Below are 18,130 nucleotides of genomic sequence, written 5' to 3' on the forward strand. Positions count from 1 at the left end.
GCCGCCGACGCAAGAGCCCGGCGGCGTCGTGCTATGATGCACCAACGTATAATCGGAAACACTGCAAAGGCGGCCATCATGGCGTATTACCGAATCGCACTCGTGGGACACGCGCGCTTCCAGGCGGGAGACGCCGCGGCACGGACCTACCTCGAGCTCAAGGCCCTGGGCCACGGCGTCGAGCTGCTCGATCCCGCCGTGGTTCCTAGCATCTTCGACGCCGAAGGCAACCTCGACCGCACCGCCGCCGCGCCGTTTCTGGAAACGTTCGACCCCGCCTGCGTGGCCTGCGCGCATGACTCCGTCGAAGATATCCTGGCGGCCTGCGAGCGTTCGGGCAAAGGCCAGGACGAGCCCATTCGCCACGTGGTGGTGTTCGGCTACATAGGTCCCGACAACTTCGGCGACGAACTTATCTTCTCGCTGATCGCCGCCAACGTGCGCAAGCGCTACCCCGGCTCCTACGTGTCGGCCATCGGCCACGTGCCCGACCGCACGATCGCGCGGCACGGCGTGGCATCCGTCACCCCGCCCATGAAGGCCGAACTGTTCGCCCAGCTCGCAGGCGCTTCGGCGCTCGTGTTCATGGCGGGCATCATGTTCGACGAGCCCTTCAAAGACTGGACCTCGGGCCCGATCGACCTCTACCTCAACCCGCATTCCGAAATAGCCGGCCAAACGGCATGCTGCCTCATGGCCTACCAGCAGGGCGTGCCCGCGGTGTTTCTGGGCGTGGGCGCAGGCCCGCTCGCCAACGCCGACGCATGCAAGCTGGTAGAAATGGCATCGCTCACCAAGCCCTTGTACCTGCCGCGCGACCGGCACACCGCGCAGCTGCTCGAAAACGCCGGCGTCGACCGCTCGCTCATCCAGGTGAAAGCCGACCTGGCGTTTTCGATCGAACGCCCCGAGCGCTGCGACGCGTGGGAGCGCTGGAAAGAGGAGTCGGGCCTGGCGGACGCGCCGTTTCTTTCGGCGTCGTTTCGCGATCACCGCACCTGCGGCGAAGGTCTGGCCGACGCCATGGCGACGCTTTTCGACCACGCGTTCGAAACGAAGGGCTGGCGCACGGTGTTCTTGGATTTCGCGCCCGAAGACCACGCGGTGCACGAACGCATCGCAGGCAGAATGCGCCATGCCGAAGAGGCCTTGTTCTTCGGCCTGACCGACGATTTCGACAGCACCGTGGCGGCGCTGTCGCAGGCCCAGGCATCCGTGGCCATGCGCCTGCACTGCTCGATCGTGTCGAACGCCCTGGGCATTCCTTCGATCGGCATCGATTACAACGATAAGGTGGAAGCGTTCTACGACACCATGGATGCGCGCGCCTTCCTGCTGGAACCCGACTGTACCGCCCTGGGCGCGACGGCGACGTTCGACGCGCTCATGCAAGACGATGCCGCGGCAGAGCGCGTGCGCACGCAGGCCGCAGCGCTGCGCGAGCAGGCTCTCGACGCCTTCGAAACCTTCTTCGAAACGGTCGATGCGGCAGACGTGCCGCGTGCGTCGACGCGTCTATACGTACGCGACGTATCGATCGCCCAGCAAGAGCTCGAGCGCGAACGGGAACGCTGCGCGCATCTGGAAACCGAGCTTGCGGCGGCACGGGCGCGCTGCAAAGAGCTGGTGGCCTCACCCACTTGGAAAGCGGGCCGCGCGATCGGCGCCTTGCCGCGCGCGATCAAGCGCATCGCGGGCAGGGCGTAGCGCGACGCACACGGCGCAAAGCCCCGGCTAACGCCCGAGCGCACGTTTCACGGCACGAGGCAGCACGGTGATCGCACGGCCGACTTTGAACGACACCGACGAGCGAAGCGCCTCTATCTCGGCGTACGCGGCATCGAGCTCTTCGATCTTGGCGGCCGTCTCGCGACGCGACTCATCGAGTTCGGCGCGCGTGGCGGCAAGCTTGGCATCCAGGTCGGCGATCGAGCCCTCCTGGATTCTGATGATGTTCTGGCGCTGCCACAGACGCCAGTAGCATTCGCGCTGGTCGGCGGCGGCCATCACGTTGTCGGGCCACAGCGGGGTGGACGGAAAGCCGTCCACCATGGAATCGCACGCCTCCACGGCGCAATCCACGAACCATTCGTCCAGCATGCTGAACGCCTCGCACAGGCCGTCTTCGCCTGCATCGCGAGCGGCGTAGGCGCGGGCGCGGCAAAAATCGGACAGATACATATGGGCGCGCAAGCGCGCCAGCCCCTTGCTCTGGTCGGTGGTCACCGAGCCCTCGCGCACCAGATAGCCGTAACACGTATCGGGCACCATGGCGCAGCGACCGTCGGCCGTCATGGACCTGATCACGAATTCGTTGTCTTCGTTGACCATGCCTTCGGCGAAGCGCACCCCGCCCTCGCGCACGTACGATGTCTTGCAAATCTGCACGCAGGGCTGGGCGCAGAAATCGCCCGCACGGACCTGATGCTCGAACATCGCCTTGCCGTTCAGAATGCCCGGCTGCGTGATCCTGCGGAAGTAGTCGGCATCCTGCGGATGCAGGGCCTCGGCGCGCTCGCTTTCGTACACGACGCGCGCGCCGAAGAACAGCACGTCCAGATCGTCCGCCTTCATACGCTCGACCAGGCGTGCAAGCGAGCCCGGCTCGATAGCGTCGTCCGCGTCGAAGAAATACAGGTAATCGCCGCGAGCCTCCTCGATGCCGCGGTTGCGCGCCGCGCCGGCGCCGCGGTTCTCGCCCTGATGCACCGCTCGCACGCAATCGATCGTGCGGGCGTATTCGTCGCACAGGCGCGGCGAATCGTCGACGGAGCCGTCGTCCACCAGGACGATTTCGCATGCGCCGGCCGCAAAGTCCTGGTTCTGCAGCTGCTCGAGGCAGGCGGGCAGGTAGGCGGCCGCATTGTACACGGGTACGACTATCGTCAAATCCATCGGGTGTCTCCTTCGTCATCGAGCGCTCGAAGCACATCGCGCTCCATTCTACCGTTAATCCGCACACCGCACGTCCGCGTCGCGGTACGCGGCATGCGGTTCGGGAGCGCGCATCCTTCTTTCATGCAGAATCGCCTGCGTCCTGCATGAATGCCGCCCCATCACGTACAATGTACATTTTGAATCAATCCGATTGTCCTATCCATCCGCGAGAAAGCGCATTCATGCCTGCATTTGTCTCTAAGCTCCTCACTTTCGGCAACGACAAATTCCTCAAGCCTTATCTGGGTCTGGTAGACGCCATCAACGCCGCCGAACCCGCGCTGCAGGAAAAGACCGACGCCGAGCTGCGATCGATGGCCGACGCCCTGCGCGAACGCGCCACGTCGGGCGAAAAGCAGAAGAACCTGATCGTCGAATCCTTCTCGCTCATCCGCGAGGCAAGCCGCCGCACCACCGGCATGCGCCACTACGACGTGCAGCTGATCGGCGGTCTGGCGCTCAACGACGGCTGCATCGCCGAAATGAAGACCGGCGAGGGCAAGACGCTCGTCTCCACCGCCGCATGCTTCCTCAACGCGCTCAACGGCAGCAACACGCACGTCGTCACCGTGAACGACTATCTGGCCAAGCGCGACGCCGAATACACCGGCCGCATCTACCGCTTCCTGGGCATGGACACAGGCGTCATTCTGAACAACATGCCGCCGGCGCTGCGCCGCGAAGCCTATGCCGCCGACGTCACCTACGGCACCAATTCGGAGTTCGGCTTCGACTACCTGCGCGACAACATGGTGTCTTCCGCGCAAGACCGCGTGCAGCGCGGCCATACCTTCGCCGTCGTCGACGAGGTCGACTCGATTCTGATCGACGAGGCCCGCACCCCGCTGATTATCAGCGGCCTGGGCGCCGCCGCGGCCGAAGACTACGTGCGCTTCGCCAAGATCATGCCCATGCTCAAAGACGGCGAGGACTACATCTACGACGAGAAAAAGCGCACGATCTATGCCACCGAGCGCGGCTTGGACAAGATCGAAGAGGCCCTCGGGTTCGAGGTGTACGCCGACATCTCGGGACGCCTGGCCAACCATCTCAAACAGGCCCTCAAGGCCCAGTTCACCATGAGGCGCGACATCGATTACGTCGTGGCCGACGGCGAGGTGAAGATCGTCGACGAATTCACCGGCCGCATCATGGAAGGCCGCCGCTGGTCCGAAGGCCTGCACCAGGCCGTCGAGGCCAAGGAGGGCGTTGAAATCAAGCCCGAGTCCAAGACCCTGGCCACCATCACGCTGCAGAACTACTTCCGCCTGTACAAGAAGCTTTCGGGCATGACCGGCACGGCGCTTACCGAGGACAGCGAATTCAGGCAGATCTACAACCTGCCCGTCATTCCCATCCCCACCAACAAGCCCGTCATCCGCAAGGATCGCGACGACTACATCTTCCGCACCGAGGCGGCCAAGTTCGCCGCCGTGGCCAACGAGGTGGAGGCACGCCACGCCAAGGGCCAGCCCGTTCTGGTGGGCACCACGTCGATCGACGCGTCCGAGCGCCTGAGCGCCATCCTGAAAGAACGCAAAATCGCGCACCAGGTGCTCAACGCCAAAAGCCCCGAGCTGGAAGCCGGCATCGTGGCCCAGGCGGGCCGCATGGGCGCCGTGACCATCGCCACCAACATGGCAGGCCGCGGCACCGACATCCTGCTGGGCGGATCGGAAGGCCACCTCAAGCGCGAGTGGCTTGAAAAGCTGGGCGCCGACCCCGAGAACCCCGTTGATTGGCAGATCGAATCGGCCCAGCAGTACGCCGACCATACCCTGAAAAGCGAAGGCTACGCCGTGCGCGTGCTGGGCGGCCTGTACGTCATAGGCACCGAGCGCCACGAGTCGCGCCGCATCGACAACCAGCTGCGCGGCCGATCGGGCCGCCAGGGCGATCCGGGCGAATCGCGCTTCTTCCTTTCGTTGGAAGACAACCTGCTGCGCCGTTTCGGCGGCGACCGCCTGAAGGCCGTGTCCGCCATGATGGAAAAACAGGGCGACGACACCATTCCGCTGCAGGATCCGTTGGTCACCAAGGTGATCGACACCGCGCAGCACCAGGTGGAATCGATTCACTTCGATTCGCGTAAGCAGGTGCTGCAGTACGACGACGTCATGAACCTGCAGCGCAAGGCCATCTACAAGGAACGCAACGCCATCCTGGACGGCAAGAACGTCTGCGACATCCTGGACGACATCGTGGAATCGGTGCTCGACCGCGCGGTTGAAACCACGTGCCCCGCATCCATGCCCTCCGACGACTGGGATATCGCGGATCTCAACGCCTGGGTCGACGACATGACCGGCAAGGAAGGCTTCGATGCCGCCGAAAAGCTGGACGAGGACACCGAAAGCGACGACCTGTACGAGCTTTTGGCCGATGCGTTCGAGGGGTCTTTGGAAGAGAAGCGCGAATCGTTCGGCGACGAGAAGTTCCGCGAGCTGTGCAACATGGTGATGCTGCACATCATCGACGTGAGCTGGGTCGCCCACCTGCAGGAGATGGATTACCTGAAGGCGGGCATCGGCCTGCGTTCGTACGGCCATCGCGACCCGCTGGTGGAATACAAGGACGAGGCCCACGAGGCGTTCGCAGAACTGACCGCCGCGATTTACGAAGACCTGCTGCGCACCATCCTGCGCATGCCCACCGAGGCCGAGCGCGCCGAGATGACCATCGCCAAGGAAGACAACCCGTTCGATCCCGACCGCATGGTGTACAGCAACGGCGAAGCGCCCGTGGTGCTGGACAAAGACACCGATATCGACGCGCACAACCCGCTGGGCCGCGCATAAGGCCGAAGCGCTCAAGCCGCCCTACCCCGCTCCAAGCGAACCGAAGCTCCGTCTGCCTGCAGACGGAGCTTTTTCGTGTCCGAAAACACGTAAACCGCCATGGCGCAGCTCTTTTATGAAAGGAGACAAAACACGACGGCTTACGTCAATGACGAACAGAAGAAGGAGGGCGCCTACGGCAAGGCCGTCAAGGCGACCCTGGCTGCCACCCTGGCAGCAGGCATGGTCCCCGCCGCCGCCGCTTTCGCGGACGAGCCGGCCGAGGCTACCGCCGAGAATAGCGACGTCGAGCTGCTGGCCAACCCGAGCGCTGCCGAGGCTTTCAGCGCCGGCAAGGTCACTGCCGCTCAGGTCTACTTCGACGGCAAGGCGTTCCGCAGCTTCAACCTCGACGGCATGGATTCCCTGGCTGCCCACAAGGGCGTTTCCAAGATGGTCGTCCCCACCACGGTCGAAGTTCCTTCCGTGGGTGCGGTCAAGCTCGTTGCGGACGCCGACCTGGACAAGGGCGATGCTCTCGCCCTCGACCCCAACTACAAGGTGAATACCTACGCTGCTGACAAGGACGGCAAGCCGACCGGCGAGGCCCTGTCCGAGGTCATCAATCCGGGCAACTACGTCACCGTGGTCGAGGCCATCGACGGCGAGTACAAGGGCGGCAAGGTTTCCGTTCCCTTCACCATCACTCCTGCCGACCTTGGCACGCTGACCGTCTTCGAGGTCAACCCCTCCGACGCCGCTGACACGGACGACAACTACTTCGAGTTCACGGGCGACAAGCTCGACCTCGGCATCGCCGGCAACGGCACCGCTCTCGAGCAGGGCGTCGACTACGAGGTGACCTTCAAGAAGGCCGCTTCCAACGAGGCCGCCGATGTTATCGCCGCCGGCAGCTACTACGCCGAGGTCAAGGGCCTGGGCATCTACGCCGGCAAGGAAGGCAAGACCGCCGCATTCACGGTCAACAAGTTCAACCTTGCAAGCGCGACCATCCAGGTCGACGACGTCATCGGCACCAATGCCGTTCCGACGAAGGCCAACCGCATCGTGAGCAACAACGGTACCGTCCTCAATCCCGAGATGGTCACCATTGCCCTCAACGCCAGCCAGGTCTTCGACGCCCCTGACGCCTATAAGTTCACCGCTTCCGCCACCGACGCCGCCAACATCGATGGCACCAACGTCGACGTCGTGGTGAACAAGATCGCTCGCGCCGCCTCCTTCGGCTACGACGACGAGGCCTGGAAGACCGAGTTCGTCACCGATCTCTCCCAGAAGAAGCCCGTCATCTTCGATGCCACCAAGGTCCAGGCCTTCGACGGCGAGTCCGCCCTTACCAAGGGCGATGCCGCCAGCAACTTCAAGGTCCAGGTCTTCGACGCCAAGGGCGCTGACGTGACCGCGACCGTTCTCGCCGACAACGTCATCAAGGAGCCCGGCACCTACACGGTGAAGGTTTCCGTCGTCACCGGCACCGGCAACTACAACGTGGGCGGCACCGCCTCCGCCACCGTCAAGGTGACCAAGGGTGCCATCGACGCCGACGCCACCGCATGGGTGTCCTACGGCGGCAAGGTCGTCGAGGGCAACGAGCTCGACGCCGAGTACGATCCCAAGGGCGGCTACGCCGTCAACGACTTCACGTTCGGTGTGAAGGACGCCAACGGCAAGGACGTCGCCACCTCCGACTACACCGTCAAGATCGTCGACCAGGACGGCAAGGAGTACAAGGCCGGCGACACGATGAAGAACGCTGGCACCTACAGCATCGTCATCGAGAGCTCCGCGTACGACATCACCAACCAGACCGCCGTCGAGTTCACCATCGCCCCGATGGCCCTCGACAACATCAAGGTCGGCGCCGTGAAGCAGTTCGAGGACTCCGCCATCTACTACGCTCCCCTCAAGAAGGAGGGCTACGGCCTGCCCTACGTTGCCGGCACCAACTGGAGCCTGGACATTCAGCGCAACAACGGCACCGAGTACAAGGCCCTCGAGGAGAACTCCGAGCTGAAGCTCACCCTCGAGCAGTACGATGCCGAGGCCGGCGTCTGGAAGACCGTCACCACCGCCAAGGGCGAGGGCGAGTGCCGCGTGACCGTGGCCCCGCTGAACTCCTCCGTGGCCTCCAACTACAAGTTCGCGACCGAGGCAGGCACCGTGGTCGACTTCTGCGTCGTCGACGAGAGCAAGCTCAAGTTCTACGACGTCCCGCCGGCGGAGTGGTACTTCGACAACATCGCCACCGCCGTCGATAAGAACTGGATCAAGGGCTATAACAACACCAAGTTCTTCGGACCCAACGACGCCATCACCCGCGCCGACGTGTGCGTGATCATGGCCCGCATGGCCGGCAAGGACCTCTGGATCGACCGTCCCGAGAACTCCGGTTCCGAGATGCAGTTCTTCGAGACCCCGTTCGGCGACGTTAACGGCAAGATGTACTACGCCGAGGCCGTCGCCTGGGCTGCCAACACCGGCATCGTCAAGGGCGACAGCAACACCGGCGCATTCCGCCCCGACGACCAGATTTCTCGCGAGGAGTTCGCTGCCATGATGGCCCGCTACTCCGAGAAGCTGGGCAACGACGTCACCGCCGACGCTTCCGTGCTCGACGACTACGCCGACGCCTCCTCCGTCTCCGCCTGGGCCAAGGACTACGTCGCCTGGGCCGTCGAAGAGGGCATCATGGGCGTCGACACCACCGTGCTGTGGCCTTCCGAGGACATCACGCGCGCTGCCGTCGCGACGATGCTCGTCCGCCTCTAAAACACCTCGCCTGACGTCCCTCTGAGGACGCCGGGACAAGAGCCCGCCCCTCGCGGGGCGGGCTCGCGGGAGGACGCCTCAGGGCGCCTTCCCGCGAGCCTTTGGCTTAAAGCAAGCTGTCGCACAAACGCTTCGACGACGAAAGGGCCCCTGCATAGCGCAGGGGCCCTTTCGTGTATTCAAAACTTTCAAGCAGCGCTAGACGAGCCGCGCGTAGTCGCGCCTCTGATGGAACACGTGCGCCACGAACACGCGGCCGTCCCTTTCGAAATAGAGCACCGCGTAGCGCCCCATGAACGCGGCCCGGTATCCGAGGGCTGCTATCTCCGGCAGCCGCGACAGCGCGTGGAGCGAAGGGTTCGCGGCGATCTCGCGCAGGAGAGCCTCGAACGAGTCGAGGAACGACTTCGCGGCGGACGGCCCGTCCGACACCGCGAGGAGATATTCGACGATGCCCTCGACCTCTTCGCGGGCGCTTTCCAGCACGATGCAATCAGAGGCCATGCCTGCTCCTCAGCGAGTCGAGGAACGCGGGCGCGGCCTCGTAGCGGCCTTCGGCGTATTCGCGCTCGGCCCTCGCCACGCGCGCGAGCAGGCGGCCCTTCGCGAGCTCCTGCTGCATCGCCTCGTAGTCGTCGGTGCGCATGACGACGAAGGCGTCGTATCCGTTGCGGGTGACGGTCACGGGGCCGGGTGCCGATTCGACCGTGCGGGCGAAGGCCGCGGTGTCTTTCATGTCCTTGACGGGAACGCATACGGGCATGCTTCCTCCTCTCCTCAAGATGGCCTGATTATACCATTTCGGCCCTTTCGGACCGCTTCCGCTCCTTCTTTGAAAGGAGACAAAACATGACGGCTTACGTCAATGACGAACAGAAGAAGGAGGGCGCCTACGGCAAGGCCGTCAAGGCGACCCTGGCTGCCACCCTGGCAGCAGGCATGGTCCCCGCCGCCGCCGCTTTCGCGGACGAGCCGGCCGAGGCTACCGCCGAGGACAACGACGTCGAGCTGCTGACCGTCGCTCCCGAGAATTCCTTCAAGGCAGGTAAGGTCACCGCCGCCGAGGACAACGAGGGTAACGTCATCGCTGACCTCGCCAAGGTTTCCTTCGTCGCAGACGGCGAGGCTCACTTCGTCGTCCCGACCGAGTTCACTCCCGAGCAGGGCGCGGCCATCGACGTCACCGATTCCGCAAAGTACAAGTTTAAGTACTACGCCATCGACGCCGACGGTAACAAGACCGGTTCTGCCCTCGCTGGATCCGCGGTCGTCAAGCCCGGCAAATACGGTGTTACCGTAACCGATGAGAAAACCAAGTGGGAGTCCGAAGTTGCGGCCACCTTCACTATCGGCTCCACCAGCCTGAAGGATGCAACCCTCTTCGAGGGCGACGACGTCGAGGACACCGAGTTTGTGTACACGGGCAAATCCCTCAATCTCAAGCTCGCGTTGAATGGCGAGGAGCTCGATGGCGCCAAATACGACGTAAAATACCATGCTAAGGGCAGCAGCACCGGCAATACGACCGCTCCTTCCGATGCGGGCGATTACGTCGCCGTCGTTACCGGTAAGGACATCTACGCCGGCCAGGAGGTGGAGATTTCCTTCACCATCGCCAAGCTCGACCTTTCCAAGGCGAACATCAAGCTTGACGAGGCGTTCAAGGGCGGTGACCTGAACGCCCCCGTGACGGTCGCTTCCATCAACGGCATTAAGGACGACGTGGAGAAGCTGGCTACCGCCAAGGTAACTGCTGTTCCCGATACCATCTACGGAGGCAAGGGTCAGGGCGTCTACACCGTTAAGGTGACCGCCGTCGAGAATAACGCCAACGTCACTGGCACCCAGGACATCAAGGTCGTCAAGACCGTCAATACCGATGCCAAGGTTCTCTATGACGGCAAGGCTCTCTCGAACATCGATACTGACTATTCCGCCGAGAATCCGACCGTCTTCGATGCGAAGAAGCTTGCCGCCTACACTGCCGCTGGCGAGCTCATCAAGGACGCCAAGGTCAACATGGTCGTTCGCGAGAACGATGAGAATGGCGAAATCGTTGAAAATGCCAACCTGACCAAGCCTGGCAAGTGGTACGTCGAGGTTTCTGTCGACCCGGCCTCTACCAACTACGAGTATTCCAGCGCCCCCGCCTCCTTCAGGGTTGTCGTCAAGGACGGTTCCGTCGACACGGATAGCGAAGTCTTCGTGAAATACGAAGGTGAAGTCGTCAAGGGCAAGACCCTCACTTACACCGGTGAAGATTTGTTCAAGAACGTCTCCGTTGTCGTGAAGTCCGGCGACAAGACGCTTGTCGAAGGCAAGGACTACAAGGTCGAGCTCCTGAAGCAGAACGACAAGGGCGAATTCGTTGCCGCAGACTCCATGGTCGACGCTGGCGAGTACCGAGTCGCCATCTCGAGCGAGAACTATCCGTTCTCCGACCAGGCTAACTTCACCGTCAATCCTGTTAAGGCGACCGAGGTCCGTATCGATCCGTCCATGTTCCTCTTCGGCGACACCGCGTCCGCGAAGGTTCCTTACACCGGCGAGGCGGTCGAGCTTGCCCTGCAGTACAAGACCGTTGATATGGAGGGCAAGGAAGCCTGGGTCGCTCTGCCGGCAGAAGCCTACGAGTTGACCGTCACCAAGGACAACGATAAGGTCGACGCGATCAAGGACCTTGGCAGCTACAAAGTGAAGGTCGCCGACAACGCTAAGGAGACTAATTACAATGTCTCCAACGCAGACCTTAGCCTGACCGTGACCGACGAGAAGATTTTCTCCGACGTCCCGAACACCGAATGGTACTACGAACACGTTTACAACGCCCAGAAGGCTTACTACATGACTGGCATCGGCAACAGCAATATCTTTGCGCCGAATTTGAGCACTACGCGCGCCATGGCTGCGCAGGTTCTGGCTCGTATGGCGAGCGCTTACGGCCAGTTCGAGGGCGGCGTGTCTTTCTCTGATGTTGCTGCAGACGCTTGGTATGCTGACGCCGTTGCCTGGGCAGCCTCTACGGGCATTGTCTCTGGCTACCCTGGAACCACCGAGTTCCGCCCCGAGTCCAACGTGACCCGCGTCGAGTTCTGCGCCATGATGCAGCGCTACGCCAAGGCCACCGGCCAGGGCGTTGACCTGGCAGAGGGCGAGGCCGACGAGATTCTGGCCAAGTACGAGGACGGCGACTCCGTCCCCGCGTGGGCCAAGGAGGCCGTGGCCTGGGCCGTCAAGAACGAGATCTTCGGCGGCTACACGGTCCTCGACCCGATGGGCGACATCACCCGCGCCCAGATGGCCAAGATGACCACTGTCTTCCAGGCTGAACCGCTCAAGTAGTATCGTTTTGACCGCATCCGGATTCCGAGGCTTCCTGCCTCGGGTCCGGGCGCGGGCCCGGGAGAGCCTTCTTACCAGAGGGTTCTCCCGAGCCTATGGCTTAACGCATGCTGTCGCACCAAGGCCTAGCCAACGGAACGGCCCCGCATTTGCGGGGCCGTTCCGTGTTTATACCGCGGCTTCTGTCTCGTCATTGTCATCACGTGGGGGCCATGGTTTGTACGGCCGTTCTTCTCGCATAAGTACCAGCACTACGCCGGCAAGCTTACGTGCAACGCCCGATATCGCACAGAAGTAATGCGCGCCTTCTCGCAACTTACGCTCGTAATACTCTTTGAAATACGGATCGAGCCTGCGTGCACCATCTGCCGCACGCACAAGAGCGTAGCGAAGCTGCGCCGATCCACGCTTCGACATATGGCCCGCCATCTCACTTTCGCCCGACTGCGATACAGTTGCATCCATGCCCGCATACGCCACTAATTTACGGGCGCTTGAAAAACGCCACGGATCGCCGATTTCTCCTGTTATCTGGGCAGCAAGCGTCGGGCCCATGCCAGGAATTGTGACGAGCCACTTGCCAGGGGTCTCATCAAGGATAACGGCTATTTCTTCATCGAGGTCTTTCATCTGCCGCTCGAGGAATTCCAGCTGCTCCATCATCAGCTTTATCTGGAGCGCGAGAGCATCTGACGAACGCGACGCCCCGACAGACGTGCGTGCGGCGGCCATAAGCGTGTCTGCGTAATCTCTGCCGCAACGCCCATTGGAAGCCGTTTCGATAAGCCGCGTGAGGCGATGGATTCCGAAGCGTGTAACCTGTTGCGGCGTAGGGCATCGCTGCAGCACGGCCTTCGAGGTAGGGCCGTAAGGATGAGCGAAAATCTCGGCATATTCAGGAAATACGCGGTCGAGAACCGCTGTTGTTTTATTCTTGACCCTCGTCGATTGAGAAACGAGCGACGACCTATATCGCGTCAGCTGCTTCAGCGCATCGCAAAGTTCATCGCCTCTGTTCCAGGGAGCAAAATGCTTCACTCTGACGAGGTCTGCGATGAGTACTGCATCTATCACGTCGGTTTTTGCGGCGCGAACGCTGTCTACCTTGCGATACGCATCGGTTTGAATGGGGTTGAGCACGATGGGCTCGAACCCGTGGGCAATAAGGAAATCGAGCAAAGCAAACCAGTAATGCCCCGTTGATTCCATGGCGATCGTGCAATCGTCACAGAAGACCCCCAAGCCTCCGAGCCTCATCAGAAAAGAAGCGAATCCTTGGGAATCGTTATTGAAAAGGAAGGGTTCGGCGACCATAGCGCCTGCACTATCCAAAACGGCGGCGCAATGGGTCCTTTTTGCAATATCGACTCCGACGTAATGCATGGCGCTCCTTTACGAAGGCGACAAGGCCGGAGACGCAATCCTTTCATACGAGGCCGAACCCCAAGGAGATATAACGTGCGCCCTCCGGCCGCACGGTTCTCGTCGATTTCGCAGGTCGAAAAGAAACGTGGCTGCCGTGCGAATGACAGCGGTTTCAGTATAGACGAATCGTGATTGGATCCCGACACGAAAGGGCCCCTGCGCTATGCAGGGGCCCTTTCGTCGTCGAAGCGTTTGTGCGACAGCTTGCTTTAAGCCAAAGGCTCGCGGGAAGGCGCCCTGAGGCGTCCTCCCGCGAGCCCGCCCCGCGAGGGGCGGGCTCTTATCCTGGCGTCCGCGATGGGACGTCGGGCAAAACTCCTTAGAGGCGGACGAGCATCGTCGCGACGGCTGCGCGGGTGATGTTCTCGGTCGGCCACAGGACGGAGGTGTCCTTGCCCATGATGCCGGCCTCGACGGCCCAGGCGACGTAGCCCTTCGCCCAGCCGGAGACGGAGGAGGCGTCCTCGTACTTGTCGAGCGCGGAGGCGTCGGCGTTCACGTCACCGCCGTTCTTCTCGGCGTAGCGCGCCAGCATGGCAGCGAACTCCTCGCGCGAGATCTGGTCGGTCGGACGGAAGTTGCCGGTGCCGGTGTCGCCGGATACGATGCCAGCCTTGGCGGCCCAGGCGACAGCCTGAGCGTAGTACATGTTGCCGTCGACATCGGCGAACGGGGTCTCGAAGAATCCGACCTCGGAGCCAGCGTTCTCGTCGGTCGCGTCGATCTCAAGGTCGACGTCGGCCATACGGGCCAACGTCACGCACACATCGGCACGGGTGACGGCGTCGTTGGGGCCGAAGAAGTTGCCGCCGCTGTAGCCCTTGATCCAGCCGTTCTGGTAGGCGGTGAGGACCTCGTCGTAGTACCACTCGGTGGTCGGAACGTCGAGGAACACCTTTTCGTCGATGACGCGCAGCCAGACGGTTCCGTTGACGTCGAAGTTGCCGCCCTTGGCGTCTTTCACGGTAACCTCGTATTTGCCGGGCTCGAGGATGGACTCGACGGATTTCCCGTCCTTCTTAAGGGTGTAGGTGTACTCGGAGGCGTCGAGCGGCTTGTAAGTGTCTTTGCCGTCAACCTTGCCTGCGAAGTACTTGAGCTCAAGGGCAATTTCGCCGCCCGTGTAGGGGATGCCCGTGAGATCGGCGGGATCGTTGGGAGCCTTATTGGGATCGCTGTCCTTGTCGCCCTTGACGATGGTGACGGTTTCGTTGGCGAGCTGGGGCTTCTTGACGGTCTTGGTGGTAACCTCGATGGTGGCGCTAGAGGTTCCAGTGATCTCGTAGCCTTCGGCTTCGATTCCCAAGGTGTAGTTGCCGACGGCGACGACTTCGTCGACCTCGGCGTCCTTGGAGTCTTTCACCACGACCTTGTAGTCGGTGCCGTTGACGAGCTCCTTGCCGTCCTTGCCCGTGACGACGACGTCGATCCTGTCGAGGATGTTCTCGCCGGTGTACTCGGTGCTAATCGTGCCGTTGGACAGCGCATCGTCGAACTTCAGGACGAGGTTGGCGTCGGTCAGATCGCCGGCCTTGACATTGACCTCAAGACCGCCGCTCATGCCCGCATAGGTGAAATCCTTGCCAGGAATGGCTTTGACGTAGACCAGCCAGCTGCCGGGCTTCTTCAGGTCGTCGAGGGTCGCGGCCTTGCCGTCTTTGTCGGTCACAACGAGCTCGTAGTCTTCGCCCTGCTTGAGGACGTCGTCGTCGGCGTTCTTGACAACGACTTTGCTGGCGTCGAAGTACGCAGGCTTCTCGTCGGACAAATCGACCACAACGGGGGTGGTCCAATCGGCGCCGTACGCGAACTTGGTGAGCATCTCCTCGGCGATGACGTAGTCGACCTTCTTGGTGCCGACGATGCTGGCGTTCTTCTCGTCCGCGGAGGCGATGGTGGCGGAGTAGGCGCCGACCTTCACGGGCAGGCTGTCGCCCGTGGCCTTGAGCTTCGCGATAACATTCTGAGGCACGGAGCCGGAGGGCGAAACGATGGTGCCCTTATCCTGCTCGGCGACGGCGGCGTCCTTGATCGTCAGATCGGACTTGCTGATGTCGAACTTGTCAACCGTGAGGGACAGGATGATGCTGGAGTCGACGTAGTTGCCGGAACCCTTGACAACGACGTTATAGGAGCCTGCAGCGAGTTCCTTGTCCTTGAGGTTGGTCTTGAGGAACGTGTCGTCGGCAGCATACACGCCGTCAACGCTCGCGTCGGTGAAGTTCTTGCCGTCCTTGGCCAGGCCGAAGACGAACTTGTCTGCGCTATAGGTGAAGGAGGCGTTCTTGACGTCGTTCTTGCTGTCGGAGTTGTTGTAGAGAGTAACGCCCTCGAGCTCGTTGGCCTCGACGACGACGGCGAATTCGAGAGAGGTCCAGCTGTTGTCGGTTTCGGTTGCTTTGAAGCCCTTGTAGGTCCCGGGTTTGTTGTAATTCTGGGTGCCGGGCTGAGTGAACTCGATTTTCTTCAGCTGCTCGGCGGTAGCAAACGTGCCGTCGGCGTACTGGAACTCGGCGATTGTAAGGGCCGTCACCGCACCGGCTTTGACGGTGATTTTGCCGTCGGCCACTTCGTAGACCTTGTCGTTCTGGTCTTTGACCTTGGTAATCTGACCGCCTTTGAAGTTATCCGCATCGCCGGCCCAGAGGACCTCGACATCGTTGCCCTCGGCGGTAGCCTCGGCCGGCTCGTCCGCGAAAGCGGCGGCGGCGGGGACCATGCCTGCTGCCAGGGTGGCAGCCAGGGTCGCCTTGACGGCCTTGCCGTAGGCGCCCTCCTTCTTCTGTTCGTCATTGACGTAAGCCGTCATGTTTTGTCTCCTTTCAAGAGCTCAAAATGACTCGGTATTTTAGATACGTCATTCAGCCCTGGCTTCGCATCGCTGTCACAATTGCTGCTTCTTTTATTAAGCATGCCAATACCAAATGTCATATCGTTCGAACAGTTTATATCAGGTACCCAGTCAATACAAGCAACGAAATTCGAATTTTTATCGGTTCACACCCGCTTCATATTGGTGCCGTTTCATGTCGATCTTCTTTATATGCGTATCGAAGTATTCATTTGACCGCTTGGAGGGCGTATTCGCCCCAAGCGATATTTAATGGACAGGCCGCCCCTTCATCGCCTTCCTTCGCGCTGCACCTTCGCGATCGACGAAGCGTAAACGAGCCATCACATATATAGGTATAGAAAACGGCATAAAAGGGGCTTCCCCGACTTCGGGAAAGCCCTTTCACCCACGATTACGCGACGTTCACCGATCCGAACCTGCGGATATAGCGCCGCATAAGATAGCCCTATTCGACCGTTCCGTAGGTATAGCCCCATCCGTGCCCTGCGATCGACGAATTAAGCTGAATGCACAGCGCCACGCGCGTATACGTTCCCGGAGGAAGCAGATCCACGATTTCTCGCAGATCGGCGCAAATGTCGAACGTTTCGGCCGCAAGGATCACATCCAGCCGCTCTACGATTCGCGCGTTCTTATACAGGTAGTCGACGACGCGCTGCAGCTCGCCGTACGATTCGCTGCGCTCGAGCAATGCCATAAACGCCCTCCCCCTACCTCAGGCAATCGGTGCCCGCAACGGCGACGGCCAAAGCACCCGTACATGCAGGGGTTGCCTGACCGCACGCGCGCACGAACTGAGCGCCGGCCGCGCGCACGGCGACGGCGGCATCGGCAAGAGCGTCGGGAAGCGCGTAGGGATTCTCGGGAACAGGCGCACCCAGGCCGGCACGTTTCTTTTCGGCGGGCGTGGCCGCCTTCAGCTCGATCTGAACCAGGATGGGTTTGCTCGTAAGCTCCGCCAGACGGCGCACGGCCGAGCAAAGCACCTGTGCATCGCCCGCGCAGGCGAAACCGGCCACATCGGCCTTATCGAGCGCGACGGCCGCATCTTCGAACGACCCGCCCGCGAAGGTTCCGTCCTTCTGCAGCTCGATCGATGCGAACACGGGGCGGTCCGTCGCGCGACGCGCGCCTTCGATCGCGCATTCGACATCGCCCACGCTGCGCAAGCCGTTCATCAATACGGCGTCGAAGCCGTGGTCGCCGAAAGCGCGCACCGCATCTTCGTACTGCTCCGTGTTTTGGGCGCGCGAGGCCTCGCTGCTCGCATCCAGCGGAAGACCGCATGTTCCTACCTCGCACACGAGATGCTGCGGTTTGCATTCCAAAGCGCTTTCAAGCGCGATGGAGGCAAGCTCCGCCGTTCGTCCCTCCATGCGTTTATGGGCCAAGCACGCCTCGCAAATGCCTTCGGTATTGGTGACCAGGCATTGGGCGCCGGCCGTCACCTGCATCTTGAGCGCATCATGCACGGTTTCGGGTTCCATCAAACTGATAAATTCGGCATCGGCCTGGACATCGATTCCTTGGCGTTCAAGCGCGTATTCGATCGGGGCCGAAAGGACCAGCATGTCTTTATGGAAACGTATTTCGATATCGGGCATGGAGCAACGTCCTTTCAACGCGAGCGAACAGAATTCTTGGGAAGTTTCTCATAGCGACGAAGCTGCGAAACGACGAAACGAACGCCGCGCAGCCGCCGGAACATGGGAATCATTGTATCGCACGACACGGAGATGAGGCCCGATGCGGCCGGCGCGCAGGAAACTGCCGGAACGCGACGCAGACGCGATTTCGGCCCGCGTAGTGCCGGCGAACGGCCTTGATCAACGGGTCGGTGACCTCTTTACATCTTCTTGGCATTTAGCACATGGGACGTACATATCGCCATCATAGGTTCTTGAAAACGCGCCCTTATACTAGGACCTGCAAGCGCGAAGGCTTCCCCTCCTTCCCTTGTCTGCCGAAGAGCAGTTGCGATGCTTAGAGCATCGTTCATCCCCCT

At 61.6% G+C, this 18,130-nt stretch carries 11 protein-coding genes; 4 read left to right on the top strand and 7 right to left on the bottom strand.

What is annotated here, in order from left to right; genetic code table 11:
- Window positions 1-78 precede the first annotated feature (78 nt).
- Window positions 79-1,707: a polysaccharide pyruvyl transferase family protein gene (locus tag Q6E04_RS04065; protein ID WP_303249526.1), complete on the top strand. Its 1,629-nt coding sequence runs from the start codon at window positions 79-81 to the stop codon at window positions 1,705-1,707.
- 27 nt (window positions 1,708-1,734) lie between these two features.
- Here Q6E04_RS04065 and Q6E04_RS04070 read toward each other — a convergent pair whose 3' ends face one another.
- A complete protein-coding gene (locus Q6E04_RS04070) occupies window positions 1,735-2,895 on the bottom strand; it encodes a glycosyltransferase family 2 protein (protein WP_303249527.1) in 1,161 nt (386 codons plus the stop codon).
- Window positions 2,896-3,119: 224 nt separating this feature from the next.
- Here Q6E04_RS04070 and secA point away from each other — a divergent pair, with 224 nt between their 5' ends.
- Together secA and Q6E04_RS04080 are read left to right on the top strand one after the other, a co-directional pair.
- Entirely contained in the window at window positions 3,120-5,735 is a 2,616-nt protein-coding gene (secA, locus tag Q6E04_RS04075; RefSeq protein ID WP_303249528.1) for a preprotein translocase subunit SecA, read from the top strand.
- A gap of 99 nt (window positions 5,736-5,834) precedes the next feature.
- Window positions 5,835-8,504 carry an S-layer homology domain-containing protein gene (locus tag Q6E04_RS04080; protein ID WP_303249529.1) on the top strand — a complete coding sequence of 890 codons (2,670 nt, stop codon included), beginning with the start codon at window positions 5,835-5,837 and terminating at the stop codon, window positions 8,502-8,504.
- Window positions 8,505-8,702: 198 nt separating this feature from the next.
- Here Q6E04_RS04080 and Q6E04_RS04085 read toward each other — a convergent pair whose 3' ends face one another.
- Together Q6E04_RS04085 and Q6E04_RS04090 are read right to left on the bottom strand one after the other, a co-directional pair.
- Window positions 8,703-9,008: a type II toxin-antitoxin system RelE/ParE family toxin gene (locus Q6E04_RS04085; protein WP_303249530.1), complete on the bottom strand. Its 306-nt coding sequence runs from the start codon at window positions 9,006-9,008 to the stop codon at window positions 8,703-8,705.
- On the bottom strand, window positions 8,998-9,267 hold the full coding sequence (locus Q6E04_RS04090; protein ID WP_303249531.1) for a type II toxin-antitoxin system prevent-host-death family antitoxin: 270 nt from the start codon (window positions 9,265-9,267) through the stop codon (window positions 8,998-9,000). The genes Q6E04_RS04085 and Q6E04_RS04090 overlap by 11 nt, the downstream gene beginning before the upstream one ends.
- 86 nt (window positions 9,268-9,353) lie before the next feature.
- On the opposite strand from Q6E04_RS04090, the gene Q6E04_RS04095 reads away from it, so the two are divergent.
- Window positions 9,354-11,846 carry an S-layer homology domain-containing protein gene (locus Q6E04_RS04095; protein ID WP_303249532.1) on the top strand — a complete coding sequence of 831 codons (2,493 nt, stop codon included), beginning with the start codon at window positions 9,354-9,356 and terminating at the stop codon, window positions 11,844-11,846.
- 168 nt (window positions 11,847-12,014) lie between these two features.
- Here Q6E04_RS04095 and Q6E04_RS04100 read toward each other — a convergent pair whose 3' ends face one another.
- The 4 genes from Q6E04_RS04100 to Q6E04_RS04115 all read right to left on the bottom strand — a co-directional run bounded on the left by Q6E04_RS04100 (window position 12,015) and on the right by Q6E04_RS04115 (window position 17,729).
- Window positions 12,015-13,229, bottom strand: a complete 1,215-nt coding sequence (locus Q6E04_RS04100; RefSeq protein ID WP_303249533.1) for an IS110 family transposase — start codon at window positions 13,227-13,229, stop codon at window positions 12,015-12,017.
- Between the two features lie 361 nt (window positions 13,230-13,590).
- Complete coding sequence (locus Q6E04_RS04105; protein WP_303249534.1) at window positions 13,591-16,080, bottom strand: S-layer homology domain-containing protein; 2,490 nt, start codon at window positions 16,078-16,080, stop codon at window positions 13,591-13,593.
- Between the two features lie 490 nt (window positions 16,081-16,570).
- Window positions 16,571-16,822 carry a hypothetical protein gene (locus Q6E04_RS04110; protein ID WP_303249535.1) on the bottom strand — a complete coding sequence of 84 codons (252 nt, stop codon included), beginning with the start codon at window positions 16,820-16,822 and terminating at the stop codon, window positions 16,571-16,573.
- A 13-nt stretch (window positions 16,823-16,835) separates the two neighbouring features.
- Entirely contained in the window at window positions 16,836-17,729 is an 894-nt protein-coding gene (locus Q6E04_RS04115) for a homocysteine S-methyltransferase family protein (RefSeq protein ID WP_303249536.1), read from the bottom strand.
- Window positions 17,730-18,130: the final 401 nt, after the last annotated feature.

Source organism: uncultured Slackia sp. (assembly GCF_959608125.1).
Lineage (GTDB): Bacteria > Actinomycetota > Coriobacteriia > Coriobacteriales > Eggerthellaceae > Slackia.